Origin of the sequence: Photorhabdus heterorhabditis (assembly GCF_018448905.1) — a bacterium.
Classification (GTDB): Bacteria; Pseudomonadota; Gammaproteobacteria; order Enterobacterales; family Enterobacteriaceae; genus Photorhabdus; species Photorhabdus heterorhabditis.
On the sequence record NZ_RCWA01000018.1, the window covers coordinates 59,794 to 82,795 of the forward strand.

General features: G+C 40.9%; 15 protein-coding genes, 2 pseudogenes and 2 CRISPR repeat arrays. Of the genes and pseudogenes, 8 read left to right on the forward strand and 9 right to left on the reverse strand.

The genetic code is table 11. The annotated features are described in order from the left end of the window. Positions 1-19: 19 nt before the first annotated feature. The 7 genes from iolG (at position 20) to EAE89_RS12960 (ending at position 9,750) form a co-directional block, all read left to right on the forward strand. Entirely contained in the window at positions 20-1,006 is a 987-nt protein-coding gene (iolG, locus tag EAE89_RS12930) for an inositol 2-dehydrogenase (protein WP_214086003.1), read from the forward strand. 118 nt (positions 1,007-1,124) lie between these two features. Then, on the forward strand, positions 1,125-2,792 hold the full coding sequence (locus EAE89_RS12935) for a solute:sodium symporter family transporter (protein ID WP_214086004.1): 1,668 nt from the start codon (positions 1,125-1,127) through the stop codon (positions 2,790-2,792). Between the two features lie 365 nt (positions 2,793-3,157). Beyond that, a complete protein-coding gene (locus tag EAE89_RS12940; protein ID WP_054475734.1) occupies positions 3,158-4,291 on the forward strand; it encodes a Gfo/Idh/MocA family protein in 1,134 nt (377 codons plus the stop codon). A gap of 75 nt (positions 4,292-4,366) precedes the next feature. Further along, on the forward strand, positions 4,367-6,271 hold the full coding sequence (locus tag EAE89_RS12945) for a bifunctional 5-dehydro-2-deoxygluconokinase/5-dehydro-2-deoxyphosphogluconate aldolase (RefSeq protein ID WP_214086005.1): 1,905 nt from the start codon (positions 4,367-4,369) through the stop codon (positions 6,269-6,271). A gap of 39 nt (positions 6,272-6,310) precedes the next feature. Further along, positions 6,311-7,201: a myo-inosose-2 dehydratase gene (gene iolE / locus EAE89_RS12950; RefSeq protein WP_149616733.1), complete on the forward strand. Its 891-nt coding sequence runs from the start codon at positions 6,311-6,313 to the stop codon at positions 7,199-7,201. Between the two features lie 47 nt (positions 7,202-7,248). Then, complete coding sequence (iolB, locus tag EAE89_RS12955; protein WP_054475740.1) at positions 7,249-8,076, forward strand: 5-deoxy-glucuronate isomerase; 828 nt, start codon at positions 7,249-7,251, stop codon at positions 8,074-8,076. A gap of 98 nt (positions 8,077-8,174) precedes the next feature. Continuing rightward, a CRISPR array of direct repeats spans positions 8,175-8,622; the repeat unit is 28 nt; unit sequence TTTCTAAGCTGCCTGTGCGGCAGTGAAC. Positions 8,623-8,952: 330 nt separating this feature from the next. Further along, entirely contained in the window at positions 8,953-9,750 is a 798-nt protein-coding gene (locus EAE89_RS12960; protein WP_214086006.1) for a PhzF family phenazine biosynthesis protein, read from the forward strand. A gap of 238 nt (positions 9,751-9,988) precedes the next feature. Here the strand turns inward: EAE89_RS12960 and cas6f are convergent, their stop codons facing one another. The 6 genes from cas6f to cas1f form a co-directional block, all read right to left on the reverse strand. Beyond that, positions 9,989-10,543, reverse strand: coding sequence for a type I-F CRISPR-associated endoribonuclease Cas6/Csy4 (gene cas6f / locus EAE89_RS12965; protein WP_214086007.1), 555 nt, complete (start codon positions 10,541-10,543; stop codon positions 9,989-9,991). 9 nt (positions 10,544-10,552) lie between these two features. After that, complete coding sequence (gene csy3 / locus EAE89_RS12970; protein ID WP_054475745.1) at positions 10,553-11,566, reverse strand: type I-F CRISPR-associated protein Csy3; 1,014 nt, start codon at positions 11,564-11,566, stop codon at positions 10,553-10,555. Between the two features lie 23 nt (positions 11,567-11,589). After that, the gene (gene csy2 / locus EAE89_RS12975) at positions 11,590-12,552 is read right to left on the reverse strand and encodes a type I-F CRISPR-associated protein Csy2 (protein WP_214086008.1); all 963 of its coding nucleotides are present in this window, start codon (positions 12,550-12,552) and stop codon (positions 11,590-11,592) included. Beyond that, entirely contained in the window at positions 12,549-13,892 is a 1,344-nt protein-coding gene (gene csy1, locus EAE89_RS12980) for a type I-F CRISPR-associated protein Csy1 (protein WP_149616735.1), read from the reverse strand. Before csy1 ends, csy2 begins: the two co-directional genes overlap by 4 nt. A 473-nt stretch (positions 13,893-14,365) precedes the next feature. After that, positions 14,366-17,692 carry a type I-F CRISPR-associated helicase Cas3f gene (gene cas3f, locus EAE89_RS12985; protein ID WP_214086009.1) on the reverse strand — a complete coding sequence of 1,109 codons (3,327 nt, stop codon included), beginning with the start codon at positions 17,690-17,692 and terminating at the stop codon, positions 14,366-14,368. Then, positions 17,689-18,669: a type I-F CRISPR-associated endonuclease Cas1f gene (gene cas1f, locus EAE89_RS12990; protein ID WP_214086010.1), complete on the reverse strand. Its 981-nt coding sequence runs from the start codon at positions 18,667-18,669 to the stop codon at positions 17,689-17,691. Before cas1f ends, cas3f begins: the two co-directional genes overlap by 4 nt. A 151-nt stretch (positions 18,670-18,820) precedes the next feature. Next, a CRISPR array of direct repeats spans positions 18,821-19,809; the repeat unit is 28 nt; unit sequence TTTCTAAGCTGCCTGTACGGCAGTGCAC. Positions 19,810-20,586: 777 nt separating this feature from the next. Here cas1f and EAE89_RS12995 point away from each other — a divergent pair. Continuing rightward, positions 20,587-20,904 (forward strand): hypothetical protein, encoded by a 318-nt coding sequence (locus EAE89_RS12995; RefSeq protein WP_054475756.1) that lies wholly within the window; start codon positions 20,587-20,589, stop codon positions 20,902-20,904. A gap of 439 nt (positions 20,905-21,343) precedes the next feature. Here the strand turns inward: EAE89_RS12995 and EAE89_RS13000 are convergent. The 3 genes and pseudogenes from EAE89_RS13000 to EAE89_RS13010 all read right to left on the reverse strand — a co-directional run. Further along, positions 21,344-21,611, reverse strand: a pseudogene (locus EAE89_RS13000) (helix-turn-helix domain-containing protein). Between the two features lie 552 nt (positions 21,612-22,163). Next, positions 22,164-22,340, reverse strand: a complete 177-nt coding sequence (locus EAE89_RS13005; protein ID WP_214086011.1) for a hypothetical protein — start codon at positions 22,338-22,340, stop codon at positions 22,164-22,166. 548 nt (positions 22,341-22,888) lie between these two features. Continuing rightward, positions 22,889-23,002: pseudogene (locus EAE89_RS13010) on the reverse strand (IS5/IS1182 family transposase); the annotation flags it as partial.

The window sequence follows — 23,002 nt, forward strand, 5'->3', positions numbered from 1 at the left end:
CAGGTATCAAGGAGCATTTATGTTCAACATTGCATTATTTGGCGCCGGACGGATTGGACAAGTACATGCGGCAAATATCGCTAACCATAAAGAAACCTGCCTTTATTCCGTTATCGATCCGCATAAGAAAAGTGCAGAACTTTTAGCACAGAAATATCAGACAAAAATACAGACTATTGAACAGGCCATGTCTGACCCCAAAATAGAGGGTGTTCTTATTGCTTCAGCAACAGACACTCATGCAAACCTAATTGAAATCGCAGCAAAGCATCACAAAAAAATTTTCTGTGAAAAACCCATTCACCTGGATATTGAACGTGTTCATCATTGCCTTGAGACGATTAAACAATATCAGGTCCCGCTATTTGTTGGCTTTAACCGTCGTTACGATCCTCAATTTCGTCGAATAAAAACCCTATTTGATGCTGGCACGATAGGAAAAGCTGAATCTCTGCTGATTACTTCCCGTGATCCTTCTCCTCCATCTGTTGAATATGTCAAAGTCTCTGGTGGTATGTTCCGAGATATGACAATCCATGATTTCGATATGGCACGTTTTATTATCGGTGAAGAGCCATATTCGATCTATGCACAAGGCAGTAACTTAATTGACCCCGCAATTGGGCAGGCCGATGATATCGATACCGCCTTTATTGTTATGAAATTTCCATCAGGCGTAATAGCAGCCATTACCAATAGTCGACGTTCCGGTTATGGCTATGATCAGCGGATTGAACTGCATGGTGAAAAAGGCTTACTCCGTGCTGGTAACATCAAAGAAAACAGTGTTGAACTTTGGGAAAACACGGGTTGTTTAACGGCCAAGCCAGAGCATTTCTTCCTGCAACGTTATCGAGAAGCATATATTGCTGAATGGGATCATTTTGTCGATGTCATGTCTGACCGGGCTATACCAGAATGCAATGGCTCTGATGGCAAACAAGCACTTTATCTGGCAGATAAAGCGCTCGAATCCCTGCACTCCGGCCAAGAAGTCAGATTATAAAACAGGACCACACCTGAATAACTGACTCACATTTATTTTCACCATAAAAACGGGAAAAACCTTTTTTCCCGTCAGCATATTACTGCCTAAAAACAGTCAATCAGGCATGGAGGATAATATGTTAGCTTTTCTCTCATTTACCGGTTTCACCTTATTAGTAGCAGGTTTTGCTTATTACAAAACACATAATGCCCGCCTGACAGAATCTGCTGAAGGTTATTTTCTTGGTGGCCGTTCCCTGACAGGAGTTTATATTGGTAGCTCTATGCTGCTGATGAACCTATCGACAGAACATTTAGTCGGTTTAAATGGCTTGGCATTCCGAACCGGGTTTATCGTCATGGCTTGGGAAGTTATTGCAGCCATGACAATCGTCTTATTTGCTATTTATTTCCTACCGAAGTACCTCAAACTTGGCATTTCAACCATACCGGAATATCTTGAACGTCGGTTTGACAAAAATACCTTATTTATTACCTCAATTCTATTTCTGGCAATGTATGTTATTTCATTACTACCCATTGTGCTGTATACCGGCGCGATTGCGCTGGAAAGTCTGTTCCAGGTTTCTGAGGTATTTAGTGTCAATAAAGCCACAGCTTTGTGGATTATGGTTTGGGGTGTCGGTGGATTAGGCGCTATTTATGCCATATTTGGTGGTATCAAAGCCATTGCAGTGGCAGATACCATTAACGGAGTTGGTTTAATCGTTGGTGGATTAATGGTGACAATTTTTGCTCTGCTCTACGTCGGCAGTGGCAATGCCTGGCAAGGATTAGTTGAGGTTTATCAAGCTAATCCCGATAAATTTAACTCTATCGGCAGTGAAGATTCGCTGGTTCCTTTCTCCACATTATTTACTGGCTTGATTATTTCCAATATGTTTTTCTGGTGTACCAATCAATCTATTGTTCAAAAAGCCCTTGGTGCAAAAAACCTGGCAGAAGGACAAAAAGGTGTCATGCTGTGTGCTTTCTTTAAGTTAATCATTCCCTCTATTATTATTCTGCCAGGCATTATTGCCTTCCATATTTTCAAAGGGCAAATAGATAACCCCGATAACGCCTATCCCGAACTGGTACATCTGGTTCTGCCTGAAATATTAGTTGGTTTCTTTGCGGCTGTCGTTGTCGGTGCAGTATTCTCTACATTCAGTGGAGGACTTAATTCATCTATGACACTTTTTACCGTCAATATCTACAGACAACGAATTAATAAAAACGCAACTGAAGCTCAAACAGTGACTGTTGGTAAATATCTGGGGATTGGGTTAACTTTAACAACCATGATTGTTGCTCCATTAGTCGCTAATGCGCCAGATGGCCTGTTCTATCTCATTCAACAATTACAGGGGATTTTTAATGCACCGATTCTCAGTGTAGTATTAGTTGGTCTGATGACTAAACGTGTGCCCCCTATCGCCGCTAAACTCGGCCTACTATTCGGTATGTCCGCTTATATTATCTGCAACTTCATTTTAAAAATTGATCTGCATTTCTTTCATCTGGTCGGTATTCTATTTGTTCTCAATATCATTTTCATGCTGGCTATTGGCTACTTCTTTCCAGCCAAACCATTTGAAGATGTTTATACCGAGCAGGTAGATATTACACCGTGGTCTATAGTGAAACCTGTTGCATGGTTAATTATATTGAGTTCAATTTCTATGTATGTATTTCTCGCACATCATGTCCCCCAAGTAATCATGGTTATTTATTATTTGTTTGCCGCATTAGTGTTGTTTTATGTGTTCTATAAAATGGGTAAATCCTTGCTCAGGAAGTAAAGCAATAGAAAAATCTCTTCCCTACAACAATAGGGAAGAGATTAATTATGTGATTTATTCCCACCATTAAGGCCCACACTATATACCAGAACATGAATGGAACAAAAATTTCAATACCCCATTTAATTTACCTTTACTACTAAATAATGAATATACCATGAGAACATTACCTCTATTTAACATCATGTTAACCAAAAAATCCTTACCAGATCACAATGCGAAATTAAAAATCCAAATTAAATTGAAAATGAAATAAATGTTTCGTATAACGGGAATATGACAACAACCAGGGTCAACTGACAACACACACAAACTTACAGTAAACAATAGACAGCTTGCCAGCTTTCATTCGGAGAAACACAGCTATGAAAGAGATTCATATCGGCTTAATCGGTACTGGTTACATCGGGCGAACGCATGCAATTGCATATGCACAAGCTGCCACTGTTTTCCCAATGAAAGGCAAGTTAGTTCGTGACATGGTAGCGGAAGTTTCTGCTGAACTGGCAGCAAAACAGTCTAAAGCATTAGGCTTCCGACGTTTTACCGATAATTGGCGTGAACTAGTCGCAGATCCTAATATTGATGTTGTTGACATCTGTTCACCAAATTTTCTTCACAAAGAGATGGCCCTCGAAGCAATCAAACACGGTAAGCACGTTTATTGCGAAAAACCACTGGCACTAAATTCAACTGACGCAAAACTTATGGTTGAAGCAGCCCAAAAAGCCGGAGTAAAGACCCTGGTAGGGTTTAACTATGTGAAAAACCCCACGTCACAACTGGCTAAAGAGATCATTTCAAATGGTGAAATTGGTGAAATCATTCACTTCTATGGCACTCATAACGAAGACTATATGGCTGATCCACTCAGCCCTATTCACTGGCACTGTTTCAAAGATAAAGCGGGATTAGGTGCATTGGGTGATCTTGCTGCACATATCATTAACATGGCGCAATATCTGGTTGGTGATATTCAAACTGTTTGCGCAGACATGGAAATTGTCATCAAAGAGCGCCCGGAAAAAATAGGCTCCAGCGTCATGGTTGCCGTAGAAAACGAAGATCAAGCGCATGCCATGGTACGTTTCGGCGGCGGAGCAATGGGTATTATTGAGACTTCACGTGTTGCCTGTGGCCGCAAAATGGGCTTGAGCTACATCATCACAGGCACAAAAGGCACTTTAAGTTTCACCCAAGAAAGAATGGCTGAATTAAAACTTTACCGCCACGATGAACCAGCAAACCGTCAAGGATTTAAAACTATTCTTATTGGCCCAGAACATCCTGACTACGCACCATTTTGTAACGGTACCGGTCACGGCATCGGTTTCAATGATCAAAAAACGGTGGAAATCAGAGATTTGCTTAATGGTATCGCCAGCAATAAAGAGATCTGGCCGGATTTCACCGAAGGCTGGAAAGTTTCACGCATTCTGGACGCCATTGCTCGTTCTTATAAAGAACAACGTTGGGTGAATGTCACTGAAATAAATTAATTATTTTTATCAACCCTCCACTATCGAAGCTCATCATAGCAACACTTGATATTGTACTTAATAAGGAATTGTTCAATGGAGCAGCCAAAAAAATTTGATGTCATCTGCATGGGGCGAATCGCCGTTGACCTTTATGGTCAGCAAATTGGAGCACGTCTGGAAGACATGGGAAGTTTTGCAAAATATCTTGGTGGCTCTTCCGGTAACGTTGCCTATGGTACTGCCCGTCAGGGGCTTAAATCTTCCATGCTAGCCAGAGTCGGTGATGAACATATGGGACGTTTTCTTAGGGAAGAGTTACAAAGTGTTGGCTGTGATACCAGCCATCTAATCACTGATAAAGCACGTCTTACCGCATTAGTACTACTGGGAATCAAAGATAAAACAACTTTTCCACTGATCTTCTATCGTGATAATTGCGCCGATATGGCAATCACCCGTGATGATTTCAGTGAAAAATACATTGCATCAGCCCGTTGTTTAGCAATCACCGGCACACATCTTTCTCACCCAAATACCCGTGATGCCGTATTGACCGCCCTTAATTACGCCCGCCGTAATGATGTCAAAACAGTTATTGATATTGATTATCGTCCTGTCCTTTGGGGGCTGACTGCTCTGGGAGATGGTGAAACCCGTTATATCGAATCGGAACCGGTGACAGCTCAGTTACAGGAAGTGTTATCTCTGTTTGACCTGATTGTTGGAACAGAAGAAGAATTTCACATTGCGGGTGGCTCAACAAATACCATCGAAGCACTACGCAATATCCGTAAACTGACTGCAGCTACATTAGTTTGTAAACGTGGACCTCTGGGATGCTCTGTGTTTACCGCTAAAATCCCTGATGATTTGGATGATGGCATTACCATACAAGGAGTTCGTGTCGATGTATTTAATGTCCTCGGTGCCGGAGATGCTTTTATGTCTGGCCTGTTGCGCGGCTATCTTAATAACGAAGGTTGGGAAAAAGCTTGTACCTACGCCAATGCCTGTGGTGCATTAGTCGTCTCCCGTCATGGGTGTGCCCCAGCAATGCCAGATAAAACAGAGCTTGATAACTATTTGTCACGAGCCAATCAGCTACTACGCCCTGATTTAGATGAAATACTTAATCACCTTCACCGTATTGGCGCCCGTAAAAAGCAATGGGATGAATTGTGCGTGATGGCATTTGATCACCGAATCCAATTTATCGAAATGGCTCGTCAAGCAAATGCCAGTATCAAGCGTATTTCATTATTAAAACAACTTTTACTGCGTGCCAGTCGGGAAGTTGCCATAGAAGCTGGATTACAAGGGAAAGCAGGTCTGTTATGTGACAGCACTTTTGGTCAAGATGTTTTGAATGAAATCACAGGTCAGGGTTGGTGGATAGGCCGCCCAATTGAGCTACCAGGCTCCCGCCCGCTCTGTCTGGAACATGGTAACATCGGTTCCCAACTTATTGACTGGCCGCTAGAACATATCGTCAAATGCCTGGTTATTTTTCACTCGGAAGACGCTCACACCCTTCGTCTGAAACAAGAGAAAAAAATTCAAAAAATTTATGCTGCATGCTGTAAATCGGGTCATGAACTCTTACTGGAAATTATCTTACCGGCAAAAATGGAACATTCAGATGAATACTATATCCGTGCACTGAAACGCTTTTATAACCTCGGTGTTAAACCGGATTGGTGGAAACTTCCTCCCCTTAGTGCCGATAGCTGGGACAGTATTAACTATCTAATCCAACAACGGGACCCATATTGCCGTGGGGTAGTTATTCTTGGTCTTGATGCCCCACAAGAAGAATTGAAAACCGGCTTTAATGCCGCCGCCGGGAAATCTATCGTCAAAGGTTTTGCCGTTGGAAGAACCTTGTTCGGTCAACCATCCCTCCAGTGGCTAAAAAACGAGATTGATGATGACAGTTTGATCCAAAAAATAAAAATTAACTATCACAACCTGATTAGCCTGTGGCGTCAGCGTAGATAAAAATATAGCAAAATTATTTCATCTTACTGGAGATTCATAATGACTGTTCAACTTGGTATCAACCCTCTAACCTGGACCAATGATGACTTGCCCACTCTTGGCGCAGAAACCCCACTGGAAACCTGCTTAACTGAAGGCCGTCAGGCTGGGTTTACTGGTTTTGAACTGGGCAATAAATTCCCTCGCCAAGCCAGCATATTAGGTCCAATTCTTGCCGCACACGATCTAAAACTGGTATCTGGCTGGTACTCCAGCGAATTACTTACCCGTTCAGTCGCAGAAGAGATTAAAGCGGTACAATCTCACCTGACCCTGCTGCGTGAACTCGGAGCCAACATCATGGTATTGGCTGAAGTGACAAATTGTATTCACGGCGATCAGAACAAACCTGTTCATCTTCGTCCTCAATTTCCGGCTGATCGCTGGCAAGAATACGGTGAAAAATTGACTGAATTCGCTCGTTACACTCAAGAACAAGGCGTTCGGATTGCCTATCACCACCATATGGGAACCGTCATTGAAACTGCGGAAGATATTGATCATCTGATGAAAAATACCGGTGATGAAGTTGGATTGTTACTGGATACGGGTCATCTGACATTTGCTGGCGCTGACCCTCTGGCTATCGCAGAACGCTGGGCAAAACGCATTAATCATGTTCACTGTAAAGACATCCGACCTGATGTACTTAACGATGTAAAAAACCGTAAAACCAGTTTCCTTGATGCTGTGCTGAGTGGTGTATTCACCGTACCGGGGGATGGTTGCATTGATTATGCCGCAATTTTTCAGGTACTGAAAAAGCATTATTATCACGGCTGGCTAGTAGTTGAAGCAGAACAAGATCCTGCGGTGGCTCCCCCATTAACCTACGCAACGATGGGTTACAACAATTTACATCAACTTGCCAGAAACGCAGGGTTACTTTAATTAGTCACTTATTTGATTCATGCAAAAGCAATGCTGAGGTAAGTAACATGTCCAGATTATTATCGAAATATCATGCACCGGATCAGAATAAACGAACTCAACATATCACGCCAGAATCGGCAAACTGGCAATATGTCCACTTTGATGTTTATGAATTAGCCTTAAATGAAAAAATCACATTACCTGCATCAGAAAATGAAACCTGTCTGGTTTTAGTGGCAGGCAAAGCCACAGTGACTACGCCACATCAGCAATTTGAGCATATTGGCGATCGCATGGAACCATTTGAACGCACAAAACCTTATGCCGTTTACATCACTGCGGGGGAATCTGTTGAAATTATTGCTGATACCGCTCTCGAACTGGCTGTATGCCAAGCACCGGGAAAAGGAAGCTATCCAACTCGCCTGATTACACCACAGGATATTGATGCAGAACAACGTGGAAATGGCTATAACCAGCGCTATGTTCACAACATCCTACCGGATAACAAACCGGCTGATAGCTTGTTGGTGGTTGAAGTCTTTACCGATGAAGGTTGTACCAGCTCCTATCCCAGCCATAAACACGATACGGATAATCAACCACAGGAAACCTATCTGGAAGAAACCTATTATCATCGTTTAAACCCACCTCAGGGATTCTGTATACAACGCATCTATACCGACGACCGTTCACTGGATGAATCAATGGCTGTTTACAACAAAGATGTGGTCATGGTTCCCAAAGGCTATCATCCGGTAGCAACCATTGCCGGTTACGACAACTACTATCTCAATGTCATGGCAGGACCAACCCGTAATTGGTTATTTACTTGGGAAAAGGATCATCAATGGGTTAATAGTGAAGAATATGCTCAGAAGCACAAGAAATGATGCATATTTAGACGGAAGCATTTAGCGCATTCAATCGAGTGCGCTGCTGCCTGTACGGCAGTGAACACCGGGGGGTTATCCTCTTTGCCGTTTAACTGTTTCTAAGCTGCCTGTGCGGCAGTGAACATTATTCATCTAAAGGCTCAGCGCCTTCTCCATTTCTAAGCTGCCTGTGCGGCAGTGAACAATAATGCAATGCCATGGATGGCTAATATAGATTTCTAAGCTGCCTGTGCGGCAGTGAACCACACCGGGAAAACAACAGGGAATTCTTGGCATTTCTAAGCTGCCTGTGCGGCAGTGAACAGAATTATGAGAATTTCATTACGATTAATACCTTTCTAAGCTGCCTGTGCGGCAGTGAACCAAAAATCCCCGCTTCGAAGGGAGTTGTTAAATTTCTAAGCTGCCTGTGCGGCAGTGAACGTACGGTATCAATGCTAATGTCGGCATTGACTTTTCTAAGCTGCCTGTGCGGCAGTGAACTATGAACATTGTTTACTTTGACTACATAGAAGTTTCTAAGCTGCCTGTGCGGCAGTGAACTGTTAGATACTAACTTTAATTTACTGATTATTAAAGAACATAATGACAAAAAGCAGAAAAACCCTTTTTATAAGCACCAAATAATATTATAGATAAATCAACAAGTTATAACAAACCACAAAAAAAGGGTCAAAATAGGGTCCCATATCTGGTTAACACAATGATACCCAATGTTTCGGTAAACCAACTAAATATTTTAAAACTGTGCAGCTTACTCTCTTTCCAATTACATATAGTTGTATAAAATAGCGGGTAATTTTTGAATAAAAATTAAAAACATTGATCCCTTTTCATAACCCTATAGATAATTCTATTTTAAGAGAGAATTAAATGACTTCACTACCCATCTATCATGTTGATGCATTCACAGATCACCTATTTTCTGGCAATCCAGCCGCTGTTGTTATATTGGATAATTGGCTTTCAAATGAGGCACTATTATCTATTGCCATGGAAGTCAATCTCTCCGAAACTGCTTTTCTTGTTGGTAATCATTTACGTTGGTTTACACCAAAAGTTGAAGTTGATTTATGTGGGCACGCAACATTAGCGACAGCTTTCGTCATGATTGAACATTTATCCATTACTGATAATCCCATCGTATTTCAGACTCGCTCAGGTGATATTGCCGTTTATCATGACAACGGTACTTATACACTTGATTTACCCAAAGCAACATACAAAAAAGAATCCACTCTACAAACAAATATAGAAAATGCCCTAGGCCAGAAAATATCTGAGCTTTTTGTCTCTCATAATCGTTATATTTGTTTACTCGAAACCGCAGAACAAGTTCTAAATACAAAACCTGATTTTAACAAAATAGCGACTCTGCCTCTACCGGGAGTTGCTATAACAGCACCAGGTGAACAACAAATTGACTTTGTTTCCCGATATTTTGCACCCGCTAAAGGCGTATCAGAAGATCCAGTAACCGGCTCATCACATTGTGTATTAGCCCCATTTTGGAGCGACCGTTTAAATAAACAGAGATTGTATGCACGCCAATTGTCAAAACGCAGTGGAGACATTGTGTGTGAATTGCATGGAGATCGAGTACATTTATTAGGAAAAGCTACATTATTTTCCTACGGGCATATCATCCTCAATACTTCAATTATTTCCTAAGATAATAACCTCAACACTCATTATTGATATTGAAGGTTATAAGAGAGAAAAAAGAGTTCTGCCATTAAAGCAAAACTCTTTTCTTCTGGCTGCCTATGCAGCAGTGAACATTAATAATTAATTCTTACCGACTGATTATTAAAGAGCATAGTTACAAAAAGTGGAAAAAAACCTTCTTATTGGCAGCGGCTAATCCCTTGAATAAATCAATAAGTTATAATTAGCCGCTAAAAAAGGGTCAAAACCAAGGGATAGTAGCTGATGAACTTAATCCATACGAACTAAAAACTCCCGGAGTTGGTTTATCTTCTATTGGTCCTTGTTCGATAAACAATGAAAAGGTTTGTCTTGATGACAAACTCTTAAGACGCAAAAAAGGTAAATGAGTACGTTGCTCTTTGCTTATTGGAATACACTGCCGAGCTTGTTCCTCCGTTAACCACCCTTTTTTAATCGAACGACGGCGAATCCTATCAACATTGCTTTTTACCTGCACTCGGCTAACACGACGATATCGAGCATCCTTAGGTACCAGCTTGATATCAATCACCTCAGCATAATCCCGGAGTCCTTTTAACCAAGATAAAGACTGCAAATCATTCAATGCTTCGCTTGAACCGTGAATCCTTAGCGTATCCCCCAGTGTTTTTCTCGCACAAGGAAAACTGACCCCAATACGCCCGTTACCTACTTGCCCCAAAGCCCGATGCAGTTTAGCAAATAACGCTTCCATAAGGTCTTGCTGGCTAAATTCAGGATCAGGAAGAACACGGATTTCAAAGTAATAATCCATTTGATCCCCTTATTCACCTTTTTCACCGAAAACACCACCTCGGATTAAAATCGCCATAACATAGTGTTGTTGCTCTACTTCTTCTGGTGCTTTTCCTTTGACAACCCAGTTATCCAACAACGTATAAAAATCCATTTTTGCTTTAGGCTGACGATAAGCTTTACCGCGACTGGTTACAGAACCATAGGGTTCAACAGCAATTGGGCCAAGCCCTAGTTCAAATGCATCTGGATACCAAGTATCAATAGTGCGAAGCGCATTACCCACTTTCTGCGAATGTAATGCAGCAATTCCATTCACCTGATACAGCACTTTGCTTTTTTTACTGTTACTGTCGAGAACCAACTCTTGAGAAGGGAAAATTTCCTGCCCATGACCCAAACGAACAAAAGCCTCAACGTTGAAGAATGTCGATCCGTTACCGGATAACCCTTCCTCAATTTCAGCAGCCAGTTCAGCTAAATCACTTTCCACCTGACTAAATTCACGTAAACTGTAATCTTCGCTGTTAAACTCCCACCATTTGCTACCCTTACCCTTTACACGAACTTTAATTTCTTCGGCACCAACCCGGTTACGCCATAAAAACCGGCCATTAGCCAGGTTTTCTGCATAACGTGCTGCGAGAGTTTTGAAGCCATGTTCAGCGATATAGCGGTTGATTATGTTTGCTAGTGCAACCTGATAATCCTGATCATTACATACTGATGGTGTGGAAAGATTGCCTAAGACCCGTAATGTGAAACTGACTTTTAAGGTATCAAAATCAAAAGGCAATGCAGCAACATCAACACGTTGTAGGTTTGCTTTTTGAATCTCCGCATCCAATTTGGCCGGATCGCTAGTTAAAGCGTTTTTCAAGCGGTTAGAAATCGTCCCTCGGACAGCTTTTTCCTGAATAGCAATAGGTTGCCATTCACCGTCAATTTGTTTCCAGTTTCCAGCAAACATTAAAGCATCAGAATTAGACAGTTTACGTTCAAACGCCAGTACAGAAGCTGTTTTAATAGTTGATTTAGACATGTAGATATCCTTCTTTAAATTAATCAGTCGATTATTCTTACTTTCTTATTGGGTTTGGATTGACGGGCAACAGTCTGTTGATTACCACACCTGTAGACACCCTCTTGATAGTCATAACACCAGAGTAACTGGCGAATATCGTTAATACGGTGCGGGCTTTTCCATTCACCTACCCCGTAGATTGCTTCAACAAAACAAAATGGCGTATTAGGATCACGGGTTTTATCTACTTTCCCGGCGGGATATAGCGGCGATATTGCCTGATAACCTGTCATCAAAGGAACTAAATACCCAGAATCCGGTTTTGGAACATATTCCCAATATGCCGGATCACCAATTTCAGGTTGTTTATCATCCTGAGTAGGAATAGCCCGCATTTTAATAGTAGAAAAATCAAGCCAAGCATCAATCATTTCTACCTGAGGATTATCCCGTTTTAATTCTTTGTAGTGTTTAGCTAACAATTCAGAGCGATCTAACAAGGCAAACCCCGGCAATAAACGCCGCATTAACTTACGGGTTTCTTGTCCTTCTTGCGGAAAAGCAATAACATCCACTTTAGCAATTTCAGTGATAGTACCGCCTGCTAACCTCTGAGTTGGACATATTTCTAGTAAATATTGTTCCAATTCTTTAGCCTCTGTATCACCAGCAACTTCACCAGAACATTCTATTAATAAAGAAACCGTCATATGCATTCGGCCTTCTTCATTAAATGAAGCGGTCTTTTCTTCTCTGGTTAATGGATTACGAGTTAAAGCAAAGACTTTATCCCTAATCGGATCAGACTGATGAGCGTGCAATTGGTGGTTATGACAAATAACGCCACAATTTTCCAATATTAAATTGTGACTTTGTTGTAACTTACGTGAAAGCGCATGAGTAAAGCCAAGAAAGTGAGTGATTGCCGGAAAACCATAGGTTAAGCCAGTAATCGCATTAGCATTCTCTACTCGAATGTGACGTAAAACAATTAAATAGCTCATAACGGTACCTCTGGCAATTCATCCTCAAATTCACGTAGGCGTTTTTTAAACACAGAGGCCCACTCATTACGTTCAGTCAATCCAAATTCTAACCGTTCATGACGCAATTCGTTGTTCAACCAAAGACCAAAATCGTCAGCAATTTCTTTTTTCCAGTCTCCACCTTCACGTTCAAATTTGAATATTTCATCCTGTTGACAACGATAGGGATCAAGCCAAAGCTGCTGAGAACGTTTTAATTTACAATTCGCACTCCAACCTTTAAATTCAACCTGATCCTGTACACTAGCGACATAGTTAAATAAAATATCAATAATTTCATCAATATATGCCTGACGATCCTGTCGAATTTCTTCCGTACGTTTTTGTGCACGAAATAGATATTGTCGCATCAATCTGACAGTACGATAAGATAACCGAACAAACTGACTACGCTGTTCAAAAATGGATCTGTGCCGTTCCGGCAGCTTGATATTACTTTGCCAGTTAGGAGCAGAACAAGATAAAAGCCAAGCTCGTCCACCTCGTACGCTATTAAGGTAAGAAATATTCTGCGGCTTAGTTCCACCTATATTCTGCACAGCCGTATTGGGATAAATTACTCTAGTTTCAGGATGCCAACGTTCTTCTTTCTTTGCCTTATTAATTTCTTTCGATGATTCACCAAAACGGGCTTCAGCGATACGCTGATACATCGCATGAGCCAGAGATGACGAAAATAATGGACTTAATAAATGATACTCACCACTCTTATTATTTATCGGGAAATAAAGTTGCTTTGCCAGCTTATGTGAGGAAAGCGTTTCATCTGATAGAGCTTGCCGGAACCCATTCACCCAACGTTCAAGTTGCCGTTCATTTTCCGCCAATTCAGCTAATGCTGAATAATCTCCCCGATTTAAACACGCCACCAATGAATCTTCTTGGTATTCTGTTTGCAATAATTTTGCAACATCAAGCGCAGCAGCATTACCAACTGAATCGATTACAGGTTTATACAAAGTTGCAGTAGAAAGATATTTAATATTTTCGGTTGTATTTGATGATGTCGCAAAAATACTGCTACCTCTGGCATCACTATGAGTAAATTTCAGAGCATGTGTCACTAAACTGATTTGCTTTGCCCTGTTAGCGGCATCATCTAACCAATTCCTGACTTCATAATGTTCTTCCAACGCTTTACGTTGTTCAGCGATCTCTTGCTGAACCAGTGTGATATCCTCCGAAGATGTTAACTTTGCCAGTCTCTTTTCCGCCTCTTTATCAAAAGCCTCCAGCTTTGGCTGTTTACGGCTTCCAATATAATCAGTAATAAATCGACTCAACCCATTTTCATTCATAGCCTCTAGCCTCTTATTCCACCTTATCAATAATGACCATTAGAATGCGCTATCTCTCTAAAACAGAGAGATAGCACTACGCTTATTAGTCAATCAGTCTACTAGTTAGCAGAACTTTGACTGATAGTAACAGATACTGTGATTACTTTTTGGCCCTGAACAACACTTGACTCCCTATGGAAATCAGTCACGGAAGGCAAATATATGAGTAGCATGATAACCATACTCAGCAGATTTCCTGCCTTCCCTTGTTTTTTACCAGACTTTCTTTTCATCGCTATTTTCCAAATGTGTAACTTACAACCACATCTTACTTGCAGCCACGACAAAAATCAACCTATGTACTTTTATCTTTAAAAAATATCTGTAGAACTTAGTTTCTTAAATATTTAGAATATGCATACTACTGCTCAAGTAGCTTAGAAATATGTTCTTTTCTCCTTAAATAAACTGCCGTACAGGCAGTGGTGCCTTCAACTGGGGGCACCAAATACCCCTAAAAATGGGTGATAACACCATACTTCTCCGTCATCTTTTTTCCTGAGGCAAATCTCACCAAAGCGTTGGCTGATATCTTTTAGTTCCATCTCATGGGTATCAGCTAGGCCCTGGTAAATTGTCTCAGTATCAAGTTCAATCCAAATATTTACACCCGACGCAAACGATAACGTCTGCACATCCTTAAACTCACCATCGTCTTTTATCCCAGCAGGACCACTGTCTGGGGCCATAAATTTCGCCTTTCCACCCTCTTCTTCAAGCCACAGATAATACAATTGATCGGATTTATAACCAATTTCAGGCTTACGAAATGGCTTATGACGTTGGAGTTCCGCACACCACGAGGCTTGTTTACGCCACCAAAGAGCTGAGCAGTAACCGTGTTTATTATCAGAGCCACCTTGAAGCTCTTCCCATAAACGTTGATGCTCAAGATCAACCAAATTTTCAAAAGGTGAACTATCTCCAGCATTATCGCGTTCCTTTATTCTTGGCAATGCACTAATTAGCTCATATTGATAAGGCTCCAGTAATTTATGTAAATCATGACTGGCAAGGCGATAATTTGTTGACTCAAACCCTGGGCGACAATAAACCGGATGTTCTAAATTAGTCGCTTTAAGTGCTTTATAGTTTTTCGCCAAAATATGCAAATTGGGAATTCGTGGCTCTTTTTGCCGATGACGTTGAATACGTCCAGCAAGTTGTATTAACGAACGCATTGAACTCGGTTCAGCGATACTCCAATCATAATCATGATCCCTGCCAACTTCAGCTACAGATGTGGCGAGTACGACAAAAATATGATGCTTTTCTGGCATCTCCTCTAATGCCTTACGGATTTCTGCCACCTGCCACAACGATTCTTCATCGTATCTTGTTAACGTTGAATCCAACCGATGTTCAAGATGAGAACGTATCGCCAAAGGATGCTGGCTGTGATAGACACAATAATGGATACGTACATTTTTAGGGGATGGTACCTGTAATAACCGCTGTGCAACAGCAACCAATGGATCAATATTTGCCATACGGATTAAACCAATAGAGACGGTTTTACCCGATGAATGAGTTTGATAATACTCCTCACGCAACTTCAATATAGAGTGATGCATCACTTCGGCGATAGTATTAATAACATCATTAACTTCACAACTTTCAGAAATAACCGGTACAAGTTCAGCTTTACGCAATGGCACTATTTTTTTAAGCCTACCAATACGCTTATTAACGAAAATATTATGCTGTTCCTGAAACTGATATGCATCGACCACATCCTGTTGCGTTGTTTCATATTCATCAAACCAAGCACAACAGATATTCATCGGGGCATTGGGTTGACCACATGCTAATTGATAATCTTGGCGTCCGGCACGATAAGCATTGAACAATGCCTGAATCAACGCAGGCGGTAATGTGGCAGATGAAAGCAATACCCGCGAACCTAATAACCCTGCCCAGTTAACTAACCTACATAAAGCCGACAAATCGTTAATATCAAAATCATCTGGCTCATCCAACACCAAATCAGAAGTGAGTAACCTCAACATAGGTGCAATTTGCTTTCCACCACGAATACCTTCAGTAGCCGGAATTAAATGGTCGATGGTCGCCACCAGTACAGGGGCGCTAAGTAGTTCGTTAAGTTTATTATTTTTTTTGTTTAACTTATTTTTTTCTTTAAACTTATCTTTGCATAACCATTTCCCCAAGTAACCACCATCTAAACTACCGTCATAACTGACATATTGATGCTCCGCAAATAACTCTTCCGCAGATATACTACCCACATCAGGCTCAAGTGCCTTTTGACGAAATTGATGTAACTCCTTCACTGCCTGCGAACCAATCAGTACCGCTAAATCATCTTCTTCTAAATGCAGTCTTTTACGTAATGCATCACCGGTTTGTAACGTTAACGTTCTTAACCCTAAAGCGATAGAAAAACGGCATCCTTGTTTTTCATCAGCTAATCCATACATGATGCGCGCATTAGCGAAAGTTTTGCCACAACCAGTAGAAGCCATATTAATGCCAAAAAAGCCCTGTTCTGCTGAACGCTCACGTAAAGCACATGCAACATCGAACGCCTGATCCTGCCAACGATATTTTTCATCTTTGCTGCGTTGTTTAAATCCTTTATGCCGGGTAATCGCAGGTAGCGTTTTACGAATATGTGGCAAACTTCTCCCTAGTAATAAAGCATTTTGCCCAACGCCAATGTTATGTTCATCTAACCGTTGTTTACACTTACCGGTGGTTCTGTCGGTATTAGCAAATACGCCATAATTAATATCCTGCCAACCCAAAGTTGCTGGCAATGATGAATAATGATGATCGGCCAGCATTAAAACCAGTCGAGACATATGACTGGTGAAACGCTGATTCAGATTGCCATATTGCAATAATGACGTTGATTGCAGCGCTCTTTGCGCAAATTTTTGTGCTTTCTGACGCCAAGTCTGACTACGGATAGGTGTACCATTTGGGAATGTCCAGACATCACACTTATCCTGATCACTCCAGTCCTCATTATCCATATTGACAGAGTTCCACGACGGTTCTAAATGGTTAATCAGCCAACTATCAATATCTTTTAATTGTGGTCTGAGTACATATCGATCGTCATAACTAGGATAAACAGGAAGACGATGATGAGAGAGAATTAGCCAAGCGACGGTGGTTGCCAATGGCGGTAAGTTAACAAAAGGTTTTTCATAAGAGTCAATACCATCCTTAACCAAACGGGAAAGTACTTTATCCTCATCATCAGACTCAATCTGACTCAATGAGGTCAGCCATTCTTTATCATCTTGCTTATCCACAAATGCCCGAAATAAACGCAAAGATACCCATTCATGTCGGTATGGTTGGAACCGCCCATCTCCTTGTAAACCTTGCTGAAACAATACATTTGCTTTACCAAAATCATGGAATAGCCCGGCAATCGCTGCCAATAAGCTGATAGCTTCAACACTGTGCCAATGATTTTCATCCTGACTTTTTAGTACATCACGCTGTGTTGTATTAGTCGGTACAACGCCCTGGAGATTAAAACGCCGCAAGTTTCCAACTATCCATAACAATTCAGTTTGGCTGCCACTTTTTATCCAATGGCAGGAAACTGCGGTATTACGTCGCGCGGTTTTACGTAATAGCTTACGTAAAGTATTTAAACCTTCCAGTGTGATAGCCGTTTGCCAGGTTCGATCACCTTTTCGTTCAGCAAATTGATCCAAAATTCGACGGGTTTCTGTTAACGCTCGTTTATTACACTGGGAAACTAAGAGAATATTCATCGTGCCACCTGACTCAATTGTTGTGCAGTTGTTTGTAGTGCCTCAATCATGGTGTCCAAAGCATCAGCTTTTTGAAATCCACTGATGCAGCGTTGACGAAATTCCTGTTCATCTTCTCCAGCCATTGCCGCAATAAATGCTAGTGGCAATACCAACGCATCTTTAATCAGATCAGCAACATCAAAAACCAAACCACCACGACGGGTTTTACCATGTAACACCGCCAGACCATGTGGTAAACCAATGACCCAAGTTGCAACAGCGGCTAATCCGTAGGCCAGATAATTACCATGATCAAGAAAACGGTTTGCCAAATCGACACCACCGCCGCGTTTTGCCCGGACAAAATCGCCATAACTCACTGTATTTGCCGCCAGTTTGTATAACGCTTTAGTCATCACAGCTTCTTGTGCCATTAAGTCTTTATTATCACGACAATTTGCAAGATTCTGCTCATAACGTGTAAGTAATGACAATAAACTCTCACGATTAAACATAAAAGAGTTGTCTCGCAACATTCGACTACTTAGCCAATGTTCACGGATTTGTGCAATGCGAATTTTTTGAAAAGCAATCGCTGCCGCTAATCGTTTTTCGTCATCGAACCAAAAACTCACCCAATCTTGCAAATATTCAGTAGGACGATATTCACTTTGTGGTGTCAGCCAAGATACATCAACTTCAACCTCATTAGCCGCAAACAGTGGTGAACCTCCACCACCACAAAAACCGACCAAAACCCCTGCCTTAGCAAATTCACGCATTGCCGCCTGAGTAATAGAAGTCCCCGTTCCCAACATAATTACCGTGGTATTTGCAATTGGAATATTCCAATATAGTGATTGTTTTCCCTCATCAGTGACATATTCAACACGGCCACCATTAACTAATATTCTGCAATATTGCAGGTAATAAATATTAGAGCGTTTGGAATGCAAAATCGTTTTGAGGTCACTTGGAGAAAAGCTGTTATCCATAATTAAGAATTACCTGAATAGTTAATTTAACTTATGGAAAACATTATGCATAAATTTTATACAAGGTAAAATATCGCACATGCAAATCATAATAATTTACAATTCTTTACCAACCTACAATATAAGGCTTTTACCGAACGAGAGTGATTATACTCTCAGCTGCCTGTACGGCAGTGCACTATCACCGTCATTATTCAAACGAGCCACAACTTTTCTAAGCTGCCTGTACGGCAGTGCACATTTGATGCAGTTCTTCCTTGTGTACTGTAACTTTCTAAGCTGCCTGTACGGCAGTGCACGGAACGTGTGTCACGTGAAACGCTGTGGGGTATTTCTAAGCTGCCTGTACGGCAGTGCACCGCTTCGGTCAATCATTCAAAATCGAGAATGGTTTCTAAGCTGCCTGTACGGCAGTGCACGTGGAGTCGTTCATCACGAGTGAGTTAACTCATTTCTAAGCTGCCTGTACGGCAGTGCACACTCAGACCCTACCGTTTATTCAGATGATCGGTTTCTAAGCTGCCTGTACGGCAGTGCACTAATGGTATAATTGTTGAAGCTAAAGGTCTATTTTCTAAGCTGCCTGTACGGCAGTGCACTCCTGCAGCTGTGCGGCCAGGTGTTCGCCGGTTTTCTAAGCTGCCTGTACGGCAGTGCACTTTTAATGTTATACAAAAATAACTTTTCTGATTTTCTAAGCTGCCTGTACGGCAGTGCACATCAAGCTAGAAATGGACAAACACCTTGAGCGTTTCTAAGCTGCCTGTACGGCAGTGCACTTTTTGCTGGAGACGCCTTAAGCTCTACGCAATTTCTAAGCTGCCTGTACGGCAGTGCACACGGCAAGGTCAGGGGCGTTCATTGGTTATCATTTCTAAGCTGCCTGTACGGCAGTGCACACCAATCAAAACAGGATTAGCAAATGCCAGGCGTTTCTAAGCTGCCTGTACGGCAGTGCACTCACATCGGAATAAAAGAAATTGATCGCCTTTTTTCTAAGCTGCCTGTACGGCAGTGCACTGAAGGCAGTTATTCTGACGACCATGTCAGGATTTCTAAGCTGCCTGTACGGCAGTGCACCACAATAGTTAAGTCCAAGTCTGCACTCCGTATTTCTAAGCTGCCTGTACGGCAGTGCACTGTTACATATTAACTTTAACCTGCTAATTTTCAAAGAGCATAACTGTTAAAAAGTGAAAAACCCTTTTTATAAGAGATAATTAATTTTACTATAAAATCAATTAGTTATAATTCACCTCAAAAAAAAGGGTAAAAATAGGGTTTAGTAAAAATACCATCACTCACTTAAATCGCCCGTTCTAATGTCTATGCAGTAAGTGAAAGAATTGATCGCAAAACGTTCAGCCATGATAGAACCATCAAATAAGATAAATTTTATTCTCACTCTATTTAGAATATGCTGACCTAATATTTTTAAGTATATTTACCAACGTGTGATATTAGCCACTTTTAACTGAATACATCATATTTCATTCTCTTCTTATATAATTACCATATAAAAATAGAATTAAATAACTCTGGATGAAAGTAATGGGTGTAATATTATTGCCCTACAAATAAAACTCGAATTCCTTTAAATAATTTATTACGATTTTTACTATCCCACATTTTTTACATTCAATTATACAATCTTTTTATGACCAAATTTACACCCTGATTACAAATATCATTTAATATCTCCATCTTAATTTTACATCCCAATTAGAGCTGTTTTATTTACCATTTTTTCTATAAAGCAGAAATTCTGCTTACCACCGTTATGCTTACCTTATTCCTTTTACATCACTGATAAAATTCAATATTTAACCGTTTGAGATAAGTGTTAAGTTGAATCTCTTCAATAAATCACCTGCTATATAGGCAGTTAAGTAACCGTAACAATAAGGAAACAATAAAATGGCAATGATATACATAAACCCTAATCAGATATTTGAGATTTATAATAAAGGTAATATATTAGTCCCTTTTATACACAATGATGCAATTATAAAAAACAATGGCCCGGCACCAGTTAGACTTGTAAATTACTGGGCACCTCCATCTGGAAATTATAATCAATATATTTCTATAGATATCCCGCCTGGAGAAACCAGAAAGCTTCCAGCACCTCCAAACCTTATTTACTATTATAAAGTTGATGCTATCAATCTCAGCAATAATGAACACGCAGAAATTGAATTTATTGTGTTAACATCTGATCCTTATTGGGATTAATAGGCAAGTCCTTCATTAAGATGATACAAACACAAATGACAATTTTAAGTGTGTATATAAATTCTATTCAAAAGAGATAGATATAGAAATATGCACTCAAAAGGCAGATACAGAAGCCACGGAAACAACTAGGCAGCTTCAATTCAAAATTGAAGCTGCTAAGGCGCGGAGAGCGCAATACTGGCATGCTAACATATTAATATTTAATAAGTTAATTTTATTAAAAAAGTCACATCCCCCCAATAGTACCCCCACATTATTTTGTTACATCAACCATGGTAGTTTTTACGTGGAAATGAGGTTTATAACTGTTTAATCATCGTGTTAAAACAAAAAAACCATGAGATTTGGAAATGGTCAAATTTGACTTCCATTTCATGCTCAGGACTTCATATAAACATTTATCATTTTTACGAACTAGATCACAAATTAAAACGGATTATTCTTGTGGTTTATTGTGAACTTTTCGCTCAATTAATCGACCATGGTTATCAAAATAGCGGCTAGGCCAAATTTCAGAAGGATGGATTTCAAGATAGTTAGCAATTATCCATTCGCCTTTAGGCCACTGCCTGCTGAGCGCATTTGATAATGTTGATGAACTAAGTCCTGCTTCACGAGAGAGAGCCGCTAAGGTTGTACCACGTTTACGCAATGCAGCAATAAATGTCGGCTTGATGCCAGTCATTTCGAACGTTGTTATTCATTCCTGCTACCCCTTCCACTAATTAACATTGATGGTGGCGATTCAAGCAAGGTTCACATTACCGGAAACACTCAACCGACGAGGCCGAAGCCTCCCCGGCCTGAATCACCATTGAAAAGGTGATAGCAGACGCACTGGTAGAGAAACATCCTACCAATGGAGTGTTTTCAGGGATGCGAAGCCCTGGTCATCGGATTTTGCTAATGGCGGGAATACTCTAACTGATTGTTTTATCGGACTCAATAACCGAACGGCTAAGTTTAACGGTTATAAACACGCTTGACATAACAGACAGCGAACCGAATGCTTAATTCTTCAATCAGCCAGTTCATCAATTTCCTTACTTATACCTAACAACATGCAATCTCTGGCGCGCGACAGTTTGGACAAAACAGAAAATGCCTGCCTTGTCCTTGACGAATATCTGTGCGCCAGAGTGAACGCAAGTTGAGGTATTGCGGGGTATCGGTTGAGTACTCAGTACTGCCGCCTGTGTTCACAGGTCATCACCACCGGCTAAAAGCCAGCCTCGATATCGTCAAGTTCTCCTTTTTCAATCTATAAAATGCAGTGTCAGATTCACTGCATGGTGAAGCAGGCCAGAGCCTGTCAGGGTTGAGTTGCTCTTTTGCTGCGGCGTCACTTTCAGCGGTAACCCGCCAAAAGTGACGCCTTGAGTTCCGCGAACGGTCAACAAAAGCTGTGCAAGCATTGAAGTGCTATCAGGCATAGCAAAACACCGTAAGGTTAGATGTCAAACGGTAGTCATGTTAATGGATTAGCTGTAGAAAAATTGTCTGTTGAATAATTCAAACAGGAATAGATAAAAATATGAACGGATGCGCAAAAGCTATCCTGTTGTTCATTGAAGATAAATAGGATTTATGTTGATTTGAAACACCAGTGTATGAATCCACGTTCAATACACTTCGGTAACAAGATAAAGATATCCTTTTGGGTTATCTATTAGTTTAAGAGACCTTCATTGCCAGACGAGGGTTTAGGTGTCCTGACAATATCTGCTTCCAAAGGTGTGCAGATGTACCGCAATTGTTGCTCTCTCTTTCAGGCTACGAGAGTTTTGTTTCGCCACCCGAAGGCGATTCCTGACAGGCGATGGATCATTAGTGTAGGTGGAATATTAGCGGCTGTGGTCAGTAGGGTCAACAGTTTGTGTTATGAGGTAATTTGAATTTAATGTATTAAATATAACTTGTATTAGTCGCGATTTGCCCTAACGCCATCCTATGGTACAGTGCTGAAACTAGGTAGTGTCCCTTAATTATATAATCTCCGGCAAAAGAGTCGAATACAGCCTAATTTCACCATCGACAGATAGTTTCGTGCTGTTTTTTCATAGCGTGTTGCAATACGTCGATTACCTTTCAAAAA

What these genes read in the sequence shown, in the direction of transcription:
- EAE89_RS12960 (WP_214086006.1), top strand. Translation starts at nt 8,953, where the DNA reads ATGACTTCACTACCCATCTATCATGTTGATGCATTCACAGATCACCTA.
- EAE89_RS12935 (WP_214086004.1), top strand. Translation starts at nt 1,125, where the DNA reads ATGTTAGCTTTTCTCTCATTTACCGGTTTCACCTTATTAGTAGCAGGT.
- iolG (WP_214086003.1), top strand. Translation starts at nt 20, where the DNA reads ATGTTCAACATTGCATTATTTGGCGCCGGACGGATTGGACAAGTACAT.
- csy1 (WP_149616735.1), bottom strand. Translation starts at nt 13,892, where the DNA reads ATGAATGAAAATGGGTTGAGTCGATTTATTACTGATTATATTGGAAGC.
- cas6f (WP_214086007.1), bottom strand. Translation starts at nt 10,543, where the DNA reads ATGGATTATTACTTTGAAATCCGTGTTCTTCCTGATCCTGAATTTAGC.
- EAE89_RS12945 (WP_214086005.1), top strand. Translation starts at nt 4,367, where the DNA reads ATGGAGCAGCCAAAAAAATTTGATGTCATCTGCATGGGGCGAATCGCC.
- cas3f (WP_214086009.1), bottom strand. Translation starts at nt 17,692, where the DNA reads ATGAATATTCTCTTAGTTTCCCAGTGTAATAAACGAGCGTTAACAGAA.
- csy2 (WP_214086008.1), bottom strand. Translation starts at nt 12,552, where the DNA reads ATGAGCTATTTAATTGTTTTACGTCACATTCGAGTAGAGAATGCTAAT.
- csy3 (WP_054475745.1), bottom strand. Translation starts at nt 11,566, where the DNA reads ATGTCTAAATCAACTATTAAAACAGCTTCTGTACTGGCGTTTGAACGT.
- EAE89_RS12940 (WP_054475734.1), top strand. Translation starts at nt 3,158, where the DNA reads ATGAAAGAGATTCATATCGGCTTAATCGGTACTGGTTACATCGGGCGA.
- EAE89_RS12995 (WP_054475756.1), top strand. Translation starts at nt 20,587, where the DNA reads ATGGCAATGATATACATAAACCCTAATCAGATATTTGAGATTTATAAT.
- cas1f (WP_214086010.1), bottom strand. Translation starts at nt 18,669, where the DNA reads ATGGATAACAGCTTTTCTCCAAGTGACCTCAAAACGATTTTGCATTCC.
- iolE (WP_149616733.1), top strand. Translation starts at nt 6,311, where the DNA reads ATGACTGTTCAACTTGGTATCAACCCTCTAACCTGGACCAATGATGAC.
- iolB (WP_054475740.1), top strand. Translation starts at nt 7,249, where the DNA reads ATGTCCAGATTATTATCGAAATATCATGCACCGGATCAGAATAAACGA.
- EAE89_RS13005 (WP_214086011.1), bottom strand. Translation starts at nt 22,340, where the DNA reads ATGCCTGATAGCACTTCAATGCTTGCACAGCTTTTGTTGACCGTTCGC.